12 protein-coding genes are annotated in these 15,838 nt (G+C 65.6%); 5 read left to right on the top strand and 7 right to left on the bottom strand.

What is annotated here, in order from left to right:
* The first annotated feature begins 71 nt into the window (after window positions 1-71).
* Both CVO77_RS09075 and CVO77_RS09070 read left to right on the top strand, forming a co-directional pair.
* Entirely contained in the window at window positions 72-452 is a 381-nt protein-coding gene (locus tag CVO77_RS09075; RefSeq protein ID WP_105998754.1) for an OsmC family protein, read from the top strand.
* Between the two features lie 119 nt (window positions 453-571).
* On the top strand, window positions 572-1,003 hold the full coding sequence (locus CVO77_RS09070) for a hypothetical protein (RefSeq protein ID WP_146130843.1): 432 nt from the start codon (window positions 572-574) through the stop codon (window positions 1,001-1,003).
* A gap of 27 nt (window positions 1,004-1,030) precedes the next feature.
* Here the strand turns inward: CVO77_RS09070 and CVO77_RS09065 are convergent, their stop codons facing one another.
* The 5 genes from CVO77_RS09065 to CVO77_RS09045 all read right to left on the bottom strand — a co-directional run bounded on the left by CVO77_RS09065 (window position 1,031) and on the right by CVO77_RS09045 (window position 6,874).
* On the bottom strand, window positions 1,031-1,987 hold the full coding sequence (locus CVO77_RS09065; protein ID WP_105998752.1) for a hypothetical protein: 957 nt from the start codon (window positions 1,985-1,987) through the stop codon (window positions 1,031-1,033).
* The gene (locus tag CVO77_RS09060) at window positions 1,987-4,683 is read right to left on the bottom strand and encodes a fimbria/pilus outer membrane usher protein (RefSeq protein ID WP_146130841.1); all 2,697 of its coding nucleotides are present in this window, start codon (window positions 4,681-4,683) and stop codon (window positions 1,987-1,989) included. Before CVO77_RS09060 ends, CVO77_RS09065 begins: the two co-directional genes overlap by 1 nt.
* Entirely contained in the window at window positions 4,652-5,407 is a 756-nt protein-coding gene (locus CVO77_RS09055; RefSeq protein ID WP_105998750.1) for a fimbrial biogenesis chaperone, read from the bottom strand. The genes CVO77_RS09060 and CVO77_RS09055 overlap by 32 nt, the downstream gene beginning before the upstream one ends.
* Window positions 5,408-5,498: 91 nt before the next feature.
* Window positions 5,499-6,158 (bottom strand): hypothetical protein, encoded by a 660-nt coding sequence (locus CVO77_RS09050; RefSeq protein WP_105998749.1) that lies wholly within the window; start codon window positions 6,156-6,158, stop codon window positions 5,499-5,501.
* 119 nt (window positions 6,159-6,277) lie between these two features.
* On the bottom strand, window positions 6,278-6,874 hold the full coding sequence (locus tag CVO77_RS09045) for a hypothetical protein (protein WP_158258027.1): 597 nt from the start codon (window positions 6,872-6,874) through the stop codon (window positions 6,278-6,280).
* A 498-nt stretch (window positions 6,875-7,372) separates the two neighbouring features.
* Here CVO77_RS09045 and CVO77_RS09040 point away from each other — a divergent pair, with 498 nt between their 5' ends.
* The 3 genes from CVO77_RS09040 to CVO77_RS09030 all read left to right on the top strand — a co-directional run bounded on the left by CVO77_RS09040 (window position 7,373) and on the right by CVO77_RS09030 (window position 14,555).
* Entirely contained in the window at window positions 7,373-8,698 is a 1,326-nt protein-coding gene (locus tag CVO77_RS09040) for a hypothetical protein (RefSeq protein WP_105998747.1), read from the top strand.
* A gap of 250 nt (window positions 8,699-8,948) precedes the next feature.
* A complete protein-coding gene (locus CVO77_RS09035) occupies window positions 8,949-13,598 on the top strand; it encodes an NAD-glutamate dehydrogenase (RefSeq protein ID WP_420822544.1) in 4,650 nt (1,549 codons plus the stop codon).
* Window positions 13,599-13,697: 99 nt separating this feature from the next.
* A complete protein-coding gene (locus CVO77_RS09030; protein ID WP_105998745.1) occupies window positions 13,698-14,555 on the top strand; it encodes an ATP-grasp domain-containing protein in 858 nt (285 codons plus the stop codon).
* Window positions 14,556-14,830: 275 nt separating this feature from the next.
* Here the strand turns inward: CVO77_RS09030 and CVO77_RS09020 are convergent, their stop codons facing one another.
* Entirely contained in the window at window positions 14,831-15,067 is a 237-nt protein-coding gene (locus tag CVO77_RS09020; protein WP_105998744.1) for a ribbon-helix-helix domain-containing protein, read from the bottom strand.
* 30 nt (window positions 15,068-15,097) lie between these two features.
* Window positions 15,098-15,820: an acetoacetyl-CoA reductase gene (phbB, locus tag CVO77_RS09015; protein ID WP_105998743.1), complete on the bottom strand. Its 723-nt coding sequence runs from the start codon at window positions 15,818-15,820 to the stop codon at window positions 15,098-15,100.
* Between the last annotated feature and the right edge of the window lie 18 nt (window positions 15,821-15,838).

Raw genomic sequence — 15,838 nt, 5'->3', positions numbered from 1 at the left:
TTGCGCGGCCTGCGCGGGCAGGGCATTCCCGTGGCGCGGCACGCGGGGCGTGCGCAGGACGGGGAGCAGGCATGGCACAGGGCACCGCGCGCATCGGCAAGGATCGCTATCGCACCGAGATCGAGGTCGGCGGCCGCGCGCTCGTCGCCGACGAACCGGCGGCGCTCGGCGGGCAGGGCGCGGGGTTCGCGCCTTATGACCTGCTGCTCGCGAGCCTCGGCGCCTGCACCGCGATCACGCTGCGCATGTATGCCGACCGCAAGGGCTGGCCGCTCGAATCGCTCGAGGTCGCCCTGCGCCTCCACGGCGTCGAGGAAAAGCGCATCGCGCGGACGCTGACCATCGCCGGGCTCGACGAGGAGCAGAAAGCGCGGCTGGCCGACATCGCCGAACGCACGCCGGTGACGCTGACGCTGAAGACCGGCCTGCCGATCGACACGCGGCTGGGGTGACGCTTTTTCGGACGCCGATTTTATGAAGACCGGGATCGGTCGAGCGCGTGATCGGCGAATTAACATAGTATTTAGCTGGAGCGGGTACATCGCGACGTAATCAGAGAAAGGTTCGTCCGATGCGTATGCGAGCATTGATCACGTCCGGCGCGTTGCTGTCGGTTGTCGTTGCCGGTCCGGCATTGGCTGCGGCCGCGAGCGAAGTCGCGACGTTTCGCCTCACCGCCGTTGTGAAAACGGTCTGTCGGCTGGAGTTCAACGGCATGTCGGCGCCGCAATCGACCGACATTGTCGAGCTTGGCCAGCTGATGCAGCTTTGCAATTCGCGATCCGGCTATCGCGTGACGATGTCGCACCCCGCCAATATGGGCGGCGCGACGCTGGTGCTCGGCGGCCAGACGATTCCGCTGTCGAATGGCAACGAAACCGTCATCGTCGACGAAAATCACGCGGCCCTGCGTGTGAGCGATGCCGAACTGCACCTCAACAACGCTCAGGCGCCGCTGAGCAGCCTGTCATTCCGGATCGAGCCCAAGGGCGCGATCTTCTGATAGCATTCGCTGGGGGGAGCTCCGGCCCTAACGACGAACCGCGCAGCTCGTCACATTCGCCACGTCGCGCGGCGTGAAGGTCAGGGTTACCGTGTCCTCGTAATTGCCTGCCGGCAGCGTTGCGATCGAATCGCGGTCGAGCGCAACCTCGAACAATTCCCCGCGCCCCATCGGCGCGGGCGTCGTGGGACACAGCATCGTATCGCCGTCAGCGACGTCGATATTGCCGTAGCGCATGGCATAAGCAATCCCGTCGGTGTCATTGCGCTGTCGCTTCAGGCGGCCGTCATTCTCGCTGTCGAACGCGATCGCATAGGGCGTCGTGCTCAGTGCGGTGACATTGATGGCCTTTGACAGATTCGCACCCGGACGGCTCACTTCGCCAAAGCTGATCGTCGCGCGCGTCTGGCCGACGCTCCCGACATAGGCCGCGGCATAGCGCGGGACGGTGATCGCCAGCTCGACCGCGGCGGGCTGCTCCTGCGTCGTACCGAGGATCGCGCCGCTGTGATCGAGGCATTGATAGCGGACGAGAAGATTTTCGCGGTGGGTCTGCGCCACTGCTTCCTGGCCCGCCGGGATGGCGAGACGAAAGCGCGTGATCTGCACCCCCGAACGGCCGGGCAGATCAACCTGCGCGCCGGTGTTTGGCTGGGGCTGTTCATTGCCGACCACCAGGATGCGGCGCGTACTGTCTTCGAGCCACGTCAGGTCATAGGTCAGTGGCCCGTTCATGCCGATTCCGGGGCCGGTCGGTCGGGGCGTCTGGTCAACGAGCAGGAAGCGCACCGAGCTAACTCCGTCGGCGAGCCGCCGCACGCGCAAGTCGAATGTCGTGAGCGTCGGGCTCGGCTCGAACGGTTGATAATCGCTGCGTGCACCGTTCCCGATCAATTCGAATTGTGCGCACTGACTCTGCGCCAGCGCGGGGAAAGACCAGGCGATAGCGGCGAGCGCCACCGAGGTGCGGAAAAATGCGGCCATCATTGCGGTTCTCCAAGCCTGACTTCGCCCAAGCGTACCACGCCAAGCGAATCGGCGGGAATTTCAATTTCGATCGACGTTGGTGGTTCGGTGGGCATGTCGATGAGCCAGCGGCCGGGCCGCATCCCCGATGCGCCGAACTTGCCGGTCCGGTTGGTGAAAATGGTCAGCGTCTTCGGATTATCGACGCCGATCTCGGTCGCCTTGCCGGCCAGCAGGCTGATCGGTGCACCATTGACGCCGATCAGCGTGCCGAGCGCGGTGACCGAATAATCGGATCCGGCGGTGATCAGATAGCCGCCGCGATAGGGCGGCGATATCTTGGCGCTCGCGGTGCCGAGATCATAACCGACCGGTGCGTTCGGGACGTCGTAGGTCAGCGTGCGGCGGATATAAGCCGCGATATTGGGCTCGACCGCGGGGCCGAGTGCACCCGATTTCGCGGTGTAATAGCCTTCGCGCGGATCGATATAGACGGCTGCTCCATCCAGGCTCTTGTGCGGGGCAACCATCGCGAAGGAATCGTAGATCGGGCGCGACAGGCCGAATTTGCCGTCGGCGAAGACCAGCGCGGTTCCCACGCGCACCGAGGACCGCTGCGATTCGGTGTTGCGTCCGTTCAATTCATAAACGGTCGTATGGTTGAAACCGACCTCGGCGCGGTTGGCGGTATAGTTGAATCCGCCGTTGAAGCCGACATCATCCTCGCCGACATCGACGTCCCCCGATGCAGTCCAGCTTCCGACGCCTTCGCCGCGCGATGTCTGATAGCCGACGCGAGCGCGCTTGGTGCGCGAATCGACTTCGGCCACAGCGGTCGAGCGCGGCCCAAAGCGGACGAGGAGGCTCGCGCGGACACCATATTCCTCGCCGAACAGGTCGCGATCGTCATAGGTTGCATCGACGGTCAGGCTGAGGCGCGAGTTGATGCTATAGCCATAGGTCAGCCTGGCGCTTTTCTCGTTACGGAACGCGCCCCGCGTAATCCCGTAGTTTCCGCTGAACGAAAGGAACTGCCGTTCACCCAGCGGTTGGGCATAGGCGGCCGACAGGTTCCAGGCGATGCGGTTCTCGACCGTCAGGGCACCGGGATTGGCGAAATTGGGGCTGCGGTACTCGACCGAGGCCGAAATCGACCGCGCGGTCGTCAAAGACCCGCCAAACGTCTTTTGCAGGCCGACATTGGCCGCGAAGCCCGTTCCGATGTCGTTGATCTTGCTGAAAGCGACGTCGGTGCCCAAGATGCCAAGTGCGGTCGCAAGTGTGGCTTCGACGCCGACGGTGGCGCCATCCTTTTGCATGTTGAAATTGCCGCCGAGCGTCAGCACGTCGCTCATGCCGCGCCGATACCAGCCCGACGCCGCGGGCCGGTTGAGCTGATAATCGCGCGCCCCGCCATCGAACGGGTTCAAGACACCGGCCTGCACTGAAAATTCGCTGAGCCCCGCCGCAAGCAGCGTGCGGTCGAAGAATTGCGAGAATTCGATCGTCTGGCGCCCGCCTGCATCGTCCTCGATATTGAACTGGACGTTGTTCGTTCCCTGCACGAAGGGGAAATCGCGAATATTGTAGACCCCGGGCTCCAGCCGGATACGCCGGACCGACTGCCCGTTGATGATGGCATCGACAGTCGATGGCCGCGTCAGGGTGAACGAGCGGTCGCCGCGCGGCTGGACATAGCGCAGGGGGTCGACGATTGAATAGATGCGGGTTGCGGACAAGCCGGCGATCTGCGGGCTGCCCGAAAAACCGCGGCCGCTGGTCAGAAGGTCGCCCGCGGCATAGCGGACATAATTCTTGCGATCGTCATAGACGAACCGCGTTGCCTCACGCGTGAAGGTGCGCTGCGAGCCGGCATCGAACCGCAACGTTGCCTCATTCTCCAGCACGACACCCTTGTAGCGCATCGCGCTGTCGATCAGTGCGGTGGGCGACTGAAAGCCTTTATCGTTGCCGTTCCAGATATAGTCCGCAAACGACCGGAAATTGATGTAGCCGCTGAAATTGGCCGGCGCATAAAATTCGCCGGTCGTCGGGTCTTCGAAGCGGCGCAGCGAGAGGTCTTTGGCGCTGCGAAATTCAGCCGGAATCGCGATCGCGAGCGAAATCATCGTGGGGTCGTAGCGGATCGGATAGCCCAGCGCCGCGAGTTGTTCGATCGGGGCGTAGCCGGTTCCGGCGAGCGCATTCTGCAGCAAGGCGAGTCGTTCGGACGCGATCACCGGTTGCAACGCGGCGAGGAGTGAACGGGTCTCGACCTGGATCGAATCATCGGCCTTCAGCTGAAAGCCGACCTCGCCCAACAGAAAGGCGCCGTCGCGCAGCGGTGCCGAAAGGATGATGTCGCGGCCGGTCGTGTTCAGGCGCACCGGCGCTTCGCTCGCTGGTCCCGAGGTTGCGGAATCGGCGGGCTGCGCGGGAGTGGTGGACTGGGCCGGCAGATCCTCGACCGCACCGACCGTCGGCATCGATCCCTCGATCAGCATCGGCGATATCCGCGCGGGTTCGCGAAGAGGCGAGCTCAGTGTCACGGCGCGAAGATCGAACCCGCGCCAGATCGCCGCCTGCCCAAGCGGCGCCGACGTCTGGGCAAAGGCTGCGTGCGAAAGGGAAAGGGTGCTGACGCTCGCTGCGAGGGCGGCGCCCATCAGCGATAGCCGCGATCTAGCGCCGCGACGGGATGTAACTGGCCTCAATTTGCCCCCCCATTTGCGGCAAGATGATCGGTGTCGTCATCCGGCGCTTTTGCCCCGCGCCTACCAGTCCGAACCCGATTTCCTGGGAAATCTGTTCGCCCGTCATCGTCCGATGGAATATTTCCTTGCCGCTCGAATCCTTCTGCACGATCTTCAGCGAGCCGCCCGACAGATAGCCATAGGTGTCGGCGTCGTTGGTGAGGACCAGAAGCAGTCGCGGATTGTTGTCGCCGCCCATATAGGTCTCGGCGCTTTCGATTTTTATGTTCGGCCTCTTGCCGGGCACGCTGACGCCGGTCACAACTTGGAAGTTGTAGAGGAGCTGGACTGCGGATTCCCCTTCGGGAAGCTTCACCGGCAGCTGGTTGACCGATACGAAATAATGCTTGCTCTTCGGCAGATCTGGGTCGCCGACATATTGCACGCGCACGGCCTGCGTCCCTCCGGGCGCGACCTGGGCCTGCGGCGGAAACACCAACAGATCGTCGGTGGGTTTTCCGGTGCCCTTGACCCCGTCGTCGGTATATTCGGCTTCCTGCACCGTCATCTCGAGGATGATCGGGCGGGCGTATTTATTCTCGATCGTGATGACCTGCGACATCCGCTGTCCGGAGGTTTGCAGGTCGATAACCACGGGGGATACCGTCATCGCATTCACGACCGTCGCGACGAGCGCTACGATGGCGACGGTGATGATCGAATAGAGCGCTAGTCTGTTCCACATAGGTCACACTTGGTTGCAGCGATCGGATCGATCGGACACATGGTGGATGCCGGGGGGAGGCATGCCCCCCCCGGACCCGTTTTACAGTCGATCAGACCCCGGGGGTCAGTTCGATCGTCAGCGAGCTGACATACTGGCCGGCGACCAGTCGGTTGGTGTCGGTCGTGTAGTCGCCACGCGCACCGGCCGAGGGGGCCGTACCGTCGGTCACGGCTGCCGAGGGCTGTTCCGCGGCGAACACCACGGCGGAACCCGCGCCCGACGGACCGAAGCGGCCGAGGGTCGTACCCGAACCAACGCCGAGACCCGGGCCATTGCCCTGGCCGTCCGAAGTGCCTTCGGTCGGCGTGAAGCCGTCGGTGCGGAGGGCGTCGGCGATGTTCAGCGTGACGTCATAGATGACGGCGCGGTTGAACTCGTCCGCTTCCTTCTTGCCCGTATCGGTGACGAACGCCGTGCGATACATCTGCAGCGTGTTGCTGGCGCCGGTGCACCATGCGGAAACGCCCGCCGTGTTCAGCTCGTTGGCAACCGCGGTCGAAACCGTGGTGCGTGCGAAGCCGTCGTTGTCCGAAATCGAGTTGCCCTGGATGCGGAGCGTGTAGTCAGCCGCTTCGAGGTTGCACTTCGCGGGATTGTTCGCGCGGAGCGTGAAGACTTCGGTGTCAGTGTTGCGGTTGTTGCCGTCGGCCCACGCGGGGGTCGCTGCAACGGCTGCCAGAACAGAGGCAGCAACAAGAAGCTTTTTCATTTTTTCTCTCCTAAGGACTTCAATCGTTTGCCTGCTTTTTAGTAAGGAGAGCAGACCAACTCCTTTGCGCCTGTTTCTTTCGCTCGACCTTGCACGAACGGAACCGGAGCAATCTCAGATCATGTGCGGGCCCCCACGACGATGGTGAGGGTTTCCTGATAGTCGCCGGCAGCGAGGCGAACGCTCTGTTCCTCCTCGCCGCGCCAACGGACGGTCAGCGAGCCCTCGCGCCCGATCGCCGTACTCTTGCGGCCGGGCGCGAAACCCGAGCCCGCGCGGTTGCCGAAAAACTGACAATCGCCTTTTCGCGACGTCAGGTCGTTCGAATCGCAATCGCCGGCATCGACCATCCCGTCCTGGTCGGTGGCGAATTGCAGGCTGGCGACATAGGGTTTGCGCGTGGCGAAACCTTCGGTCGTCAAACCTTCGGCATTCGCGACGCGCCGGATTTGCCGATCGCCGCTGGCTTCAACCAGCGCCATCGCACCCTGATCGGCCGACACGCCGATGCGGAAGGGCGTGTTGCAGTCGAGCCTGAAATTGAACGATATCGTCGAGGGCCGGTCGATGCGCCCGCCGTCCTTGTCGTTCGCGCCGAGTGCCGCGATTCCGCAGCGCTCGGCGATCGACGCTTCAAGACGAATCTTTAGCGTGTCCGTGTCGGGAGCCTTGGCCGCCGCGGCGCCGGGCATCGCGCAGCAGAGCAGAGCAGGCATCATAAGTGGTTGCAGCAGTCGCACCAAAACCCCCTCCAAATCGAACTATCGTCTGCTCGAATGCTTGCGAGCGTGGGGCATCTGCCCGTTGGGGAGTCGCGACCCGACTCACCCCCCTCTTTTTTCTTATTAACATAAAGTTACATAAATTCACGCTGAACCGGAACCCTGAAAATGCGGCCTCGCCAAAGAAACTACTAGGCCAGACCATCACAGAGATTGGAATAGTCCCGATTTTGCGCCGTATTTTCAGGTTAACGTCTGGCGGCCGGAGCCGCGCCATCGCGCGCTATCGTCCCGAAACCGAACATCAGACCAAGCAGAATTTAACGGTAAAGTTAACGGTAAAGTCGGCTTTCGGCGCTGAAGGCGGCGGCGCTCGTTCAGCTATCAGGCTCCGCAGGCGGGTGCGGACCCTCCTGTCCGCCGCATCGTTTACGCCGCCTTTACCACTCGCGGTGCATGACGACGGCCGATGTTTGCGACTGGGGACATGTGATGGACAGCTTGCGCGGACTGCTTTCGGGCAGCCACGACCAGGACGAGGGCGCGATCGACGCGCCGCCCGTGGTCGGGGTCGACGAACGGCGGATGCAGGTCAGGGCCTATAATTACTGGGCGTCGCTGCTTGCCGATCGCGCCTATCCCGCGGTCGAGGACCTCGATCTCGATCGTGCCGATTTCGGTCCCTATTCGGTGCTGCTCGACTTTACCGCCGGGATGGACAATCCGGGCCTCTCCTATATCGGTGACCGGCTGCGCGCGGAATCCGAGATCGACGACGACGTCCATTATATCAACCAGATCCCCGGCCGTTCGCTGCTGTCGCGGCTGACCGACCATTATCTCCAGATCATCGCCAACCGCGCGCCGATCGGCTTCGAGGCCGAATTCGTCAACGATCGCGGCGTCACGATCATGTATCGCGGCATATTGCTGCCCTTTTCGTCCGACGACGACACGATCGATTTCATCATGGGCGTGATCAACTGGAAGGAGGCCGCGCCCGCCGACCAGGCCGAGGAATTGCAGCTTTCGGTCGAGCAGGCGCTGCGCAGCGCCGCGCCGCTCACCGCGCCGGTGCCGGTGTGGGCCGACGGCCCCGATTCCGAACATATCGAGGAGGACGCCGCTCCGGGCTTCGCCGCGCTCGGCGACGATGGCGCAATGGCGGTGGTCGATACCGACGAGCGTGCGGCCGTCGATACGCTTCCCGGCGCCGACGCCGAACTCGCCGACTGGCTCGCGCTGGCGCGCGAAACCGCCGCGCGCGCGCTCGCCGCCGACAGCCGCAGCCGTTCCGCCCTCTATCAGGCGGTCGGCAAGGCGTGGGATTTCGCGCTCGCCGCCGATGCGCAGCCGGGCGCCCTGGCCGAACTGCTCGCCGACGCGGGGATCGCGGCGCAGGAGCGCGCGCCGATGACGCCGGTGGTCAAGCTGGTTTTCGGGGCGGGCTATGACAAGACGCGCCTTGCCGAATATGCCTGCGTGCTCGGCCATGCCAAGGACGAGGGGGTCGCGGCGGGAGCGCTGGCGACCTATCTCGACCGCTATCCCGGCGGCCTCAAGGGCCTCGTCAAGGATACGCGCGCGCGCCGCAAGGCCGGAACGCCGGTCGCGGCCGACGCCGACGCGAAGCTCGAGGCGCTGCGCAGCGCCCATCCGGCGCTGATCCTCGAACATGACGTCGGCGATGCTGAATTCGTCGTGCTGATCGCGCGCGCGATGCCGGGCGGCCATATCGGAATCGTCGCCAAGGCGGCGGACGATGCGGCGCTGGTCGCGCGGCTTGCGAAAAAGGCGATCCCGATCAGCGGTATCTAGCGGGATGCCGCCGGGCACAAGCAGCGGCCGCGTAACAGACAATCCGAAAATTGAAATTATTTTGCGTGGGTCTTGCGCAGGGGTTGAGCCGCGCGCGCCGCAGGCGCATAGGAGCGGATGCGAAAGGGTCATTGCCATCCCCCGGCAGCGGCCCGCCTCTTTTCGTTCGGGATGCTGCAACCCTATGTCTTCCAAATTGACCGAAACCGCCGACGTCGAAACCTCTTCGGCGGCGCCCGCCGCTGTCAGGATCGCTCCCCAGATCTCCAAGGCCTATCAGGCCGCGCTCGCCGCGAGCGCGCTTCCGGGCGAGGGCGACGACCTCGACGGCAAGATGCTCGCCACGGCGGGTGATTTCGCCGCGCGCGCGTCGCTCGAACGCAGCGCGGGCAAGCCGTCGCTGCTTCTCGAACCGATGGCGGTCGACGGCACCGACCGCCGCATGCGGCTGGTGGTCGTCAACGACGACATGCCGTTCCTCGTCGACTCGACCTCGCAGATCGTGAGTTCGCAGGGGCTGGCGATCCACCGCATCCTCCACCCCGTCGTCTCGGTCGAACGCGACGCGAAGGGCAGGCTGACGGGCGCCGATGCCGGCAAGGCGGGCAGCCGCCGCGAATCGGTCATCTATATGGAGATCGAGCGCGGCGACGCGCGTGCGCGCCGCCGCCTGCTCGACGCGCTCGAAGCTTCGCTCGCCGACGTGCGCGCGGCGGTCGCCGACTGGAAGGCGATGCGCGCTGCGCTGCTCGCCGACGCCGCGATGCGCGCCGACGGCGAAGCCGCCGAACTGCTGCGCTGGTTCGAGGGCGGCGCGATGACGCAGCTCGGCCACGAATGGCGGACCCGCGACGGCGCGGTCCACGATGCGCTGGGCGTTTCGACGAGCAGCGCGGGCCAGCTCCTCTCGCCGAACGCGCTCAAGGCCGCTTTCGCCTATTTCGACAAGAATGGCGCGTCGCCGCTCCTGCTCAAATCGAACCGCCTGTCGGGGGTCCACCGCCGCGTGCTGCTCGATCTCGTCGTCGTTCCCGAATATCACGGGAAGAAGGCCGAGCGGCTGTCGATCCACGCGGGTCTGTGGACCAGCGCCGCGCTGTCGGCTCCACCGGCGAAGGTGCCGGTGCTGCGCGCGCAGCTCGAAGCCTTGATGGCGAAATTCGGCTTCGACCCGACGGGCCACGCGGGCAAGGCGCTGGCCCACGCGCTCACCGCGCTGCCGCACGACCTGCTGATCGCCTTCGACAGCGCGTCGCTCGAGGAGCTGGTGCTGACCTCGATGTCGATCACCGACCGGCCGCGACCGAAGATCGTGATGGTGCGCAGCGCGCTCGGCCGCCACCTGTTCGCCTTCGTCTGGCTGCCGCGCGACGAAGTGTCGACGGGCCGCCGCCTCGCGGTCGAATCGCTGCTGGTGCGCGAGGCCAAGGCGGGGGTGATCGGCTGGACGATGGTGCTCGAGGATGGCGGCGCGGCGTTGCTCCGCTTCACGCTCGACCTGCGCGGTGACGGGGTGGTGCCCGACGCCGACGCGCTGGGCGCCCAGCTCGAACAGATGGTGCGCGGCTGGCAGCCCGAGGTCGAGGCGGCGCTGGCCCGCCGCGGCGACGCGGGCCGCGCCGCGGCGCTTGCCGCGCGCTTCGCGCCGCTCTTTCCCGCCAATTATCGCAACCTCTACAATCCCGAGGAGGCCTCGCGCGACATCCTGCGGCTGCGCGACCTCGACGCCGATCATCCGCGCAGCGTCCGCCTCGCGAAGAAGAGCCTCGACGGCGACGATCGCCTGCGGCTGAAGGTCTACAGCGCCGCCGGCCCGCTCGCGCTGTCGGACGTTGTTCCGGCGCTCGAACATTTCGGCTTTGAAGTGCTCGAGGAAATCCCGACCGAGCTGCATGTTCGCGGCGCCGACGAGGAGGCGCCCGAACAGCCGACCTTCATCCACGATTTCTCGCTGCGCCTGCCCGCCTCGATCGACGAGACCGCGCTGCTGCCGCATGTCGAGACGATCGAGAATGCGATCGCCGCCGTGCTCGACGGCCAGGCTGAGAATGATGCGTTCAACCAGCTCGTGCTGGTGACGCAGACCGACCCGCAGGCGATCGTCTGGCTGCGCGCCTGGTTCCGTTATCTGCGTCAGGGCGGTTCGTCCTATGGCCTCGATACGGTGGTCGCGGCGCTGCGCCACGCGCCGAAACTGACCGCGGCGCTGGTCGACCGCTTCCGCGCGCTGCACGATCCCAAGGCGAAGGACGCCGCGCGCGCCGAGGCGCTGGATGCCGAAATCCTCGCCGGCTTCGCGGGCATCGCGTCGATCGACGACGATCGCATCTTGCGGCTCTTTCACGCGGTGATCGGTGCGACGCTGCGCACCAACGCCTTTGCGCCCGCCGCCGCCGAGGCGCTGGCGTTCAAGATCGATTCGAGCCAGGTTCCCGGCCTGCCGAAGCCGCTGCCGTGGCGCGAGATCTGGGTCTATAGCCCGCGCGTCGAGGGGGTTCACCTGCGCGCCGGTCCGGTCGCGCGCGGCGGCTTGCGCTGGTCCGACCGCCGCGACGACTTCCGCACCGAAATCCTCGGGCTGATGAAGGCGCAGCGGGTCAAGAACGCCGTCATCGTGCCGACCGGCGCGAAGGGCGGCTTCTATCCCAAGGCGCTGCCGAGCCCGGCCGAGGACCGCGATGCGTGGTTCGCCGAAGGCAAGGAATGCTATCGCATCTTCATCCGCTCGCTGCTGTCGGTCACCGACAATCTGGTCGGCGGCAAGGTCGTGCATCCGAAGAGCGTCGTGATCCGCGACGGTGACGACCCCTATTTCGTCGTCGCCGCCGACAAGGGCACCGCGACCTTCTCCGACGTCGCCAATGCGCTGGCGATGGAGCGCGACTTCTGGCTCGGCGATGCGTTCGCGAGCGGCGGGTCGCACGGCTATGACCACAAGGCGATGGGGATCACCGCCAAGGGCGCGTGGATCTCGGTCCAGCGGCATTTCGCCGAAATGGGCATCGACGTGCAGACCGACCCGGTGCAGGTCGTCGGCTGCGGCGACATGTCGGGCGACGTGTTCGGCAACGGCATGCTGCTGTCGAAATCGATCCGGCTGGTCGCCGCGTTCGACCACCGCCACATCTTCCTCGACCCCGATCCCGATCCGGCGAAAAGCTGGAAGGAGCGCGACCGCCTGTTCAAGCTGCCGCGGTCGAGCTGGGACGATTATGACAAGAAGCTGATCTCGAAGGGCGGCGGCGTCTTCGCGCGCAGCCAGAAGAGCATCCCGCTGACCGCCGAGGTGCAGGCTGTCCTCGGCCTGTCGCAGGCCGAAATCGAGCCGACCGCGCTGATCTCGGCGATCCTCAAGGCGCCGGTCGACCTGCTGTGGTTCGGCGGCATTGGCACCTATCTGAAGGCGGCGAGCCAGAATAATGCCGAGGTCGGCGATCCCGCCAACGACGCGCTGCGCGTCGATGCCGAGGATCTGCGCGTCCGCGTCGTCGGCGAAGGCGCCAATCTGGGCGTGACGCAGGCCGCGCGCATCGCCTTCGCGGCGAAGGGCGGGCGGATCAACGCCGACTTCGTCGACAATAGCGCGGGCGTCGATTGTTCGGATAATGAGGTCAATATCAAGATCGCGCTCAATCGCGAGATGATCGAGGGCCGCCTGGTGCAGGACGATCGCGACGCGCTGCTCGTCCGCATGACCGACGATGTGGCGGCGCTGGTGCTCGAGGACAACCGCCTCCAGGCGCTCGCGCTGTCGATCGCCGAAAAGGGCGGATCGGCGGCGGTGCCGTCCTTGGTGCGGATCATGGAGACGTTCGAGGCGTCGGGCCGGCTCGACCGCAAGGTCGAGGGCCTCGCCGCGAACGACGAGCTGCTGCGCCGCGCGCAGGAAGGGCGCGGTCTGACGCGCCCCGAACTTGCGGTGCTGCTGTCGACCGCGAAGCTCGCGTTGCAGGATGCGATCGAGGACAGCGAACTGCCGAACGATCCGGCGCTCGCCAGCGACCTTGCCGCGGCCTTCCCGACCGAAATGCAGCGCGATTTCGGGGTTGCGATCGCCGAACATCAGCTCCGCCGCGAGATCATCGCGACCAAGCTGGCCAACCGGATGATCAACCGCATGGGCGTCGTCCATCCGTTCGAACTGGTCGAGGAGGAAGGCTGCTCGCTCGGCGAAGTCGCCGCGGCGTTCGTCGCGGTCGAACGGCTGCTCGACATGCGCGATACCTGGGCGGCGCTCGACGACGCAAAGATCGACGAATCGATCCGCCTCTCGCTGTTCAGCCAGGCGGCAGCGGCGATGACCTCTCAGATGGCCGACCTGCTCCGCGTCAGCCCGGCGCTGGCGCAGCCGGGTGCGATCGTCGCACGGCTCGAGCCGGGGGTCGACCGCCTGACCGCGACCGTCGACCAGTTGCTCAGCCCGTCGGTGCGCGGTCAGTGGGACATGCTCGCGCAGCAATTGCTCGACGCCGGGGCGCCCGACGCGCTGGCCACGGCGGTGGTGCGATTGTTCAAGACCGACGGCGCGATCGGGATCGTCGATCTCGCCGCGCGGCGCGGCGACGACGAGCTTGCGGTGACGGGGGCCTTCACCCATCTCGGTGAAGCGCTCGGGCTCGACTGGGCGCAGACGCTGGCGGCGCATATGAGCCCCGCCGACCCGTGGGAGCGCCTGCTCGTCAACAGCCTCGCGCGCGATTTCCAGCAGATGCGCCTTGGCTTCCTCGCCGGGCTGCCGAAGGGCGATCTCGACAAGACGGTGACCAAATGGCTGGCCGACAATGCCCCGCGCGTCGCCCAATTCCGCAGCGTCGTCGACCGCGCGCGAACGATCCCGAACCCGAACGGCGCGATGCTCTCGCATATCGCCGGGCAGGCGCGCGGATTGCTGGGACGGTAACAGGGCGTCATTGCGAGCGCAGCGAAGCAATCCAGAGGTGGCGTAAACCGCTCTGGATTGCTTCGCTGCGCTCGCAATGACGATTAAGAGGTGAGTGGAATGCCCTACCAACCGCGCGTCGCGATCCTTGTTCCGGTGTCCAATTACAACGAACGATGGCAGCCCGCCTTCGCGCGCAAGGCGGCGGCGCTGACCGCGGCGGGGCTGGCCGTCGAGCCGCGCCTGTGGACCGATCCCGGCGACCTGTCGGGTTACAACCTGATCCTGCCGCTTTTCGCCTGGGGTTATCAGCGCGACGTCGCCGCCTGGTATGCTTTGCTCGACCGGCTCGAAGCCGAAGGCCTGCCGGTCGCCAATCGCGTGCCGCTGCTGCGCTGGAACAGCGACAAAGCCTATCTCGCGGAGCTTGGCGCAAAGGGGGTTGCGGTGGTGCCGACGGTCGAGGTCGCGGCGTTGGACGAAGCAAAGCTCGCTCACGCGCGCGCGATGTTCGGCGCCGAAGAGGTGGTGATCAAGCCCGCCATCTCGGGCGGCGCCGACGGCACCCACCGCCTCGCGCTCGGCGCGGCAATCCCCGACGATGCGCGCGGGCAGCGGCGCCTCGTCCAGCCGCTGATGCCGGGGATATTGAGCGAGGGCGAAATGTCGCTCTTCTTCTTCGGCGGCCAATTCAGCCACGCGATCGTCAAGCGCCCCGCTGCGGGCGATTTTCGCGTGCAGGAACAATTCGGCGGGCGCGAGACCGGGTGCGACGCCAGCCCCGCGGCCCGCGCCCTCGCCGCCGCCGCGCTGGCGGCCGCGCCCGTCGCCCCGGTCTATGCCCGCGTCGACATGGTCGGCGACGCCGCGGGCAAGCTTCACATCATCGAACTCGAACTGATCGAACCCTCGCTGTTCCTGCACCACGCCCCCGACAGGGGCGCGGCGTTCGGCCAAGCGGTTTACGCCGCGATCTAGGGCCAGGACCCATTAATTGCGCGATCGAGGTTTGAAGCGATTTTGCTCAGGGCGAGGAGGCAAGGCGACGGAATATGTCGATATTTCAAGACTTGCCGACGAAGCCATGGGCAAAATCGATCAAATCCCGCAGGGACGTCGAAATGGCTTCGATCTTGGGCTCGTGCGGCCTTGCGGGTAGCGATGCTACCCGCTGCATCCACCCAAACCCAATATCTTCGCCATTTCGACGCCTCGAACGTGCAATTAATGGGTCCTGACCCTAGGGACGGGCCTCAGTCGGCGGCGCGATTCCGCCACAGCCATTGGCGGATCGCCGAGGTCAGGTTCGGCGGGTCGTCGGCGTCCATCCGCTCGACGTCGATGCGTGCCACGAGCGCGTTGACCGGCAGCCTCCGGCGCGCGGATTCGACCTCCAGCGCATCCCAGAACATCGGTTCGAGGCTGATCGAAGTCGGGTGACCGGCGATCGTCACCGATCGTTTGACCGGGGGGTGGAGGGGGTTCGTCATGCTGCGATCCTGACCTCTCTCCCGATCCTCTCAATACATATGCTGCCCGCCGTTGATGCTCATCGTCGAGCCGGTGACGAAGCCCGCGTCCTCGCTGCACAGGAAAGCGACGCCGCGCGCGATTTCCTGCGCGTGGCCGAGGCGGCCGACCGGAATCTTGGCGACGATCTTTTCGAGCACCGGCGCGGGGACCGCGGCGACCATGTCGGTGTCGATATAGCCCGGCGCGATCGCGTTCACCGTTACGCCCTTCTTGGCGCCTTCCTGCGCGAGTGCCTTGGTGAAGCCGTGGATGCCCGATTTGGCGGCGGCGTAATTGACCTGGCCGTACTGCCCTGCCTGGCCGTTGATCGAGCCGATGTTGACGATGCGGCCCCAGCCGCGCTCGACCATCCCGCCGAATGTCGCTTTCGCCATGTTGAAACAGCCGCCGAGGTTGATGCGCATCACATCGTGCCAGTCGTCATAGCTCATCCGTGAAAGGGTGCCGTCGCGGGTGATGCCGGCGTTGTTGACGACGATGTCGATCGGCCCGACCTCGGCCGTAACGCGCGCGCAGCCGTCGAGGCACGCCTGATGGTCGCCGACGTCCCACCTGTAGGCGGGAATGCCCGTCCGTTCGGTAAAGGCGCGCGCCCTTTCGTCATTGCCGCCATAGTTGGCGACGACTGTCGCGCCTGCCTCCTTCAGCGCAAGGCTGATCGCCTCGCCGATCCCGCGACTGCCACCCGTGACGACTGCGATGCGTGCCATTTTTCGATGTCTCCCAAA

Source organism: Sphingopyxis lindanitolerans (assembly GCF_002993885.1).
Taxonomy (GTDB): Bacteria; Pseudomonadota; Alphaproteobacteria; order Sphingomonadales; family Sphingomonadaceae; genus Sphingopyxis; species Sphingopyxis lindanitolerans.
This window is presented reverse-complemented; position numbering and strand designations above follow the sequence as displayed.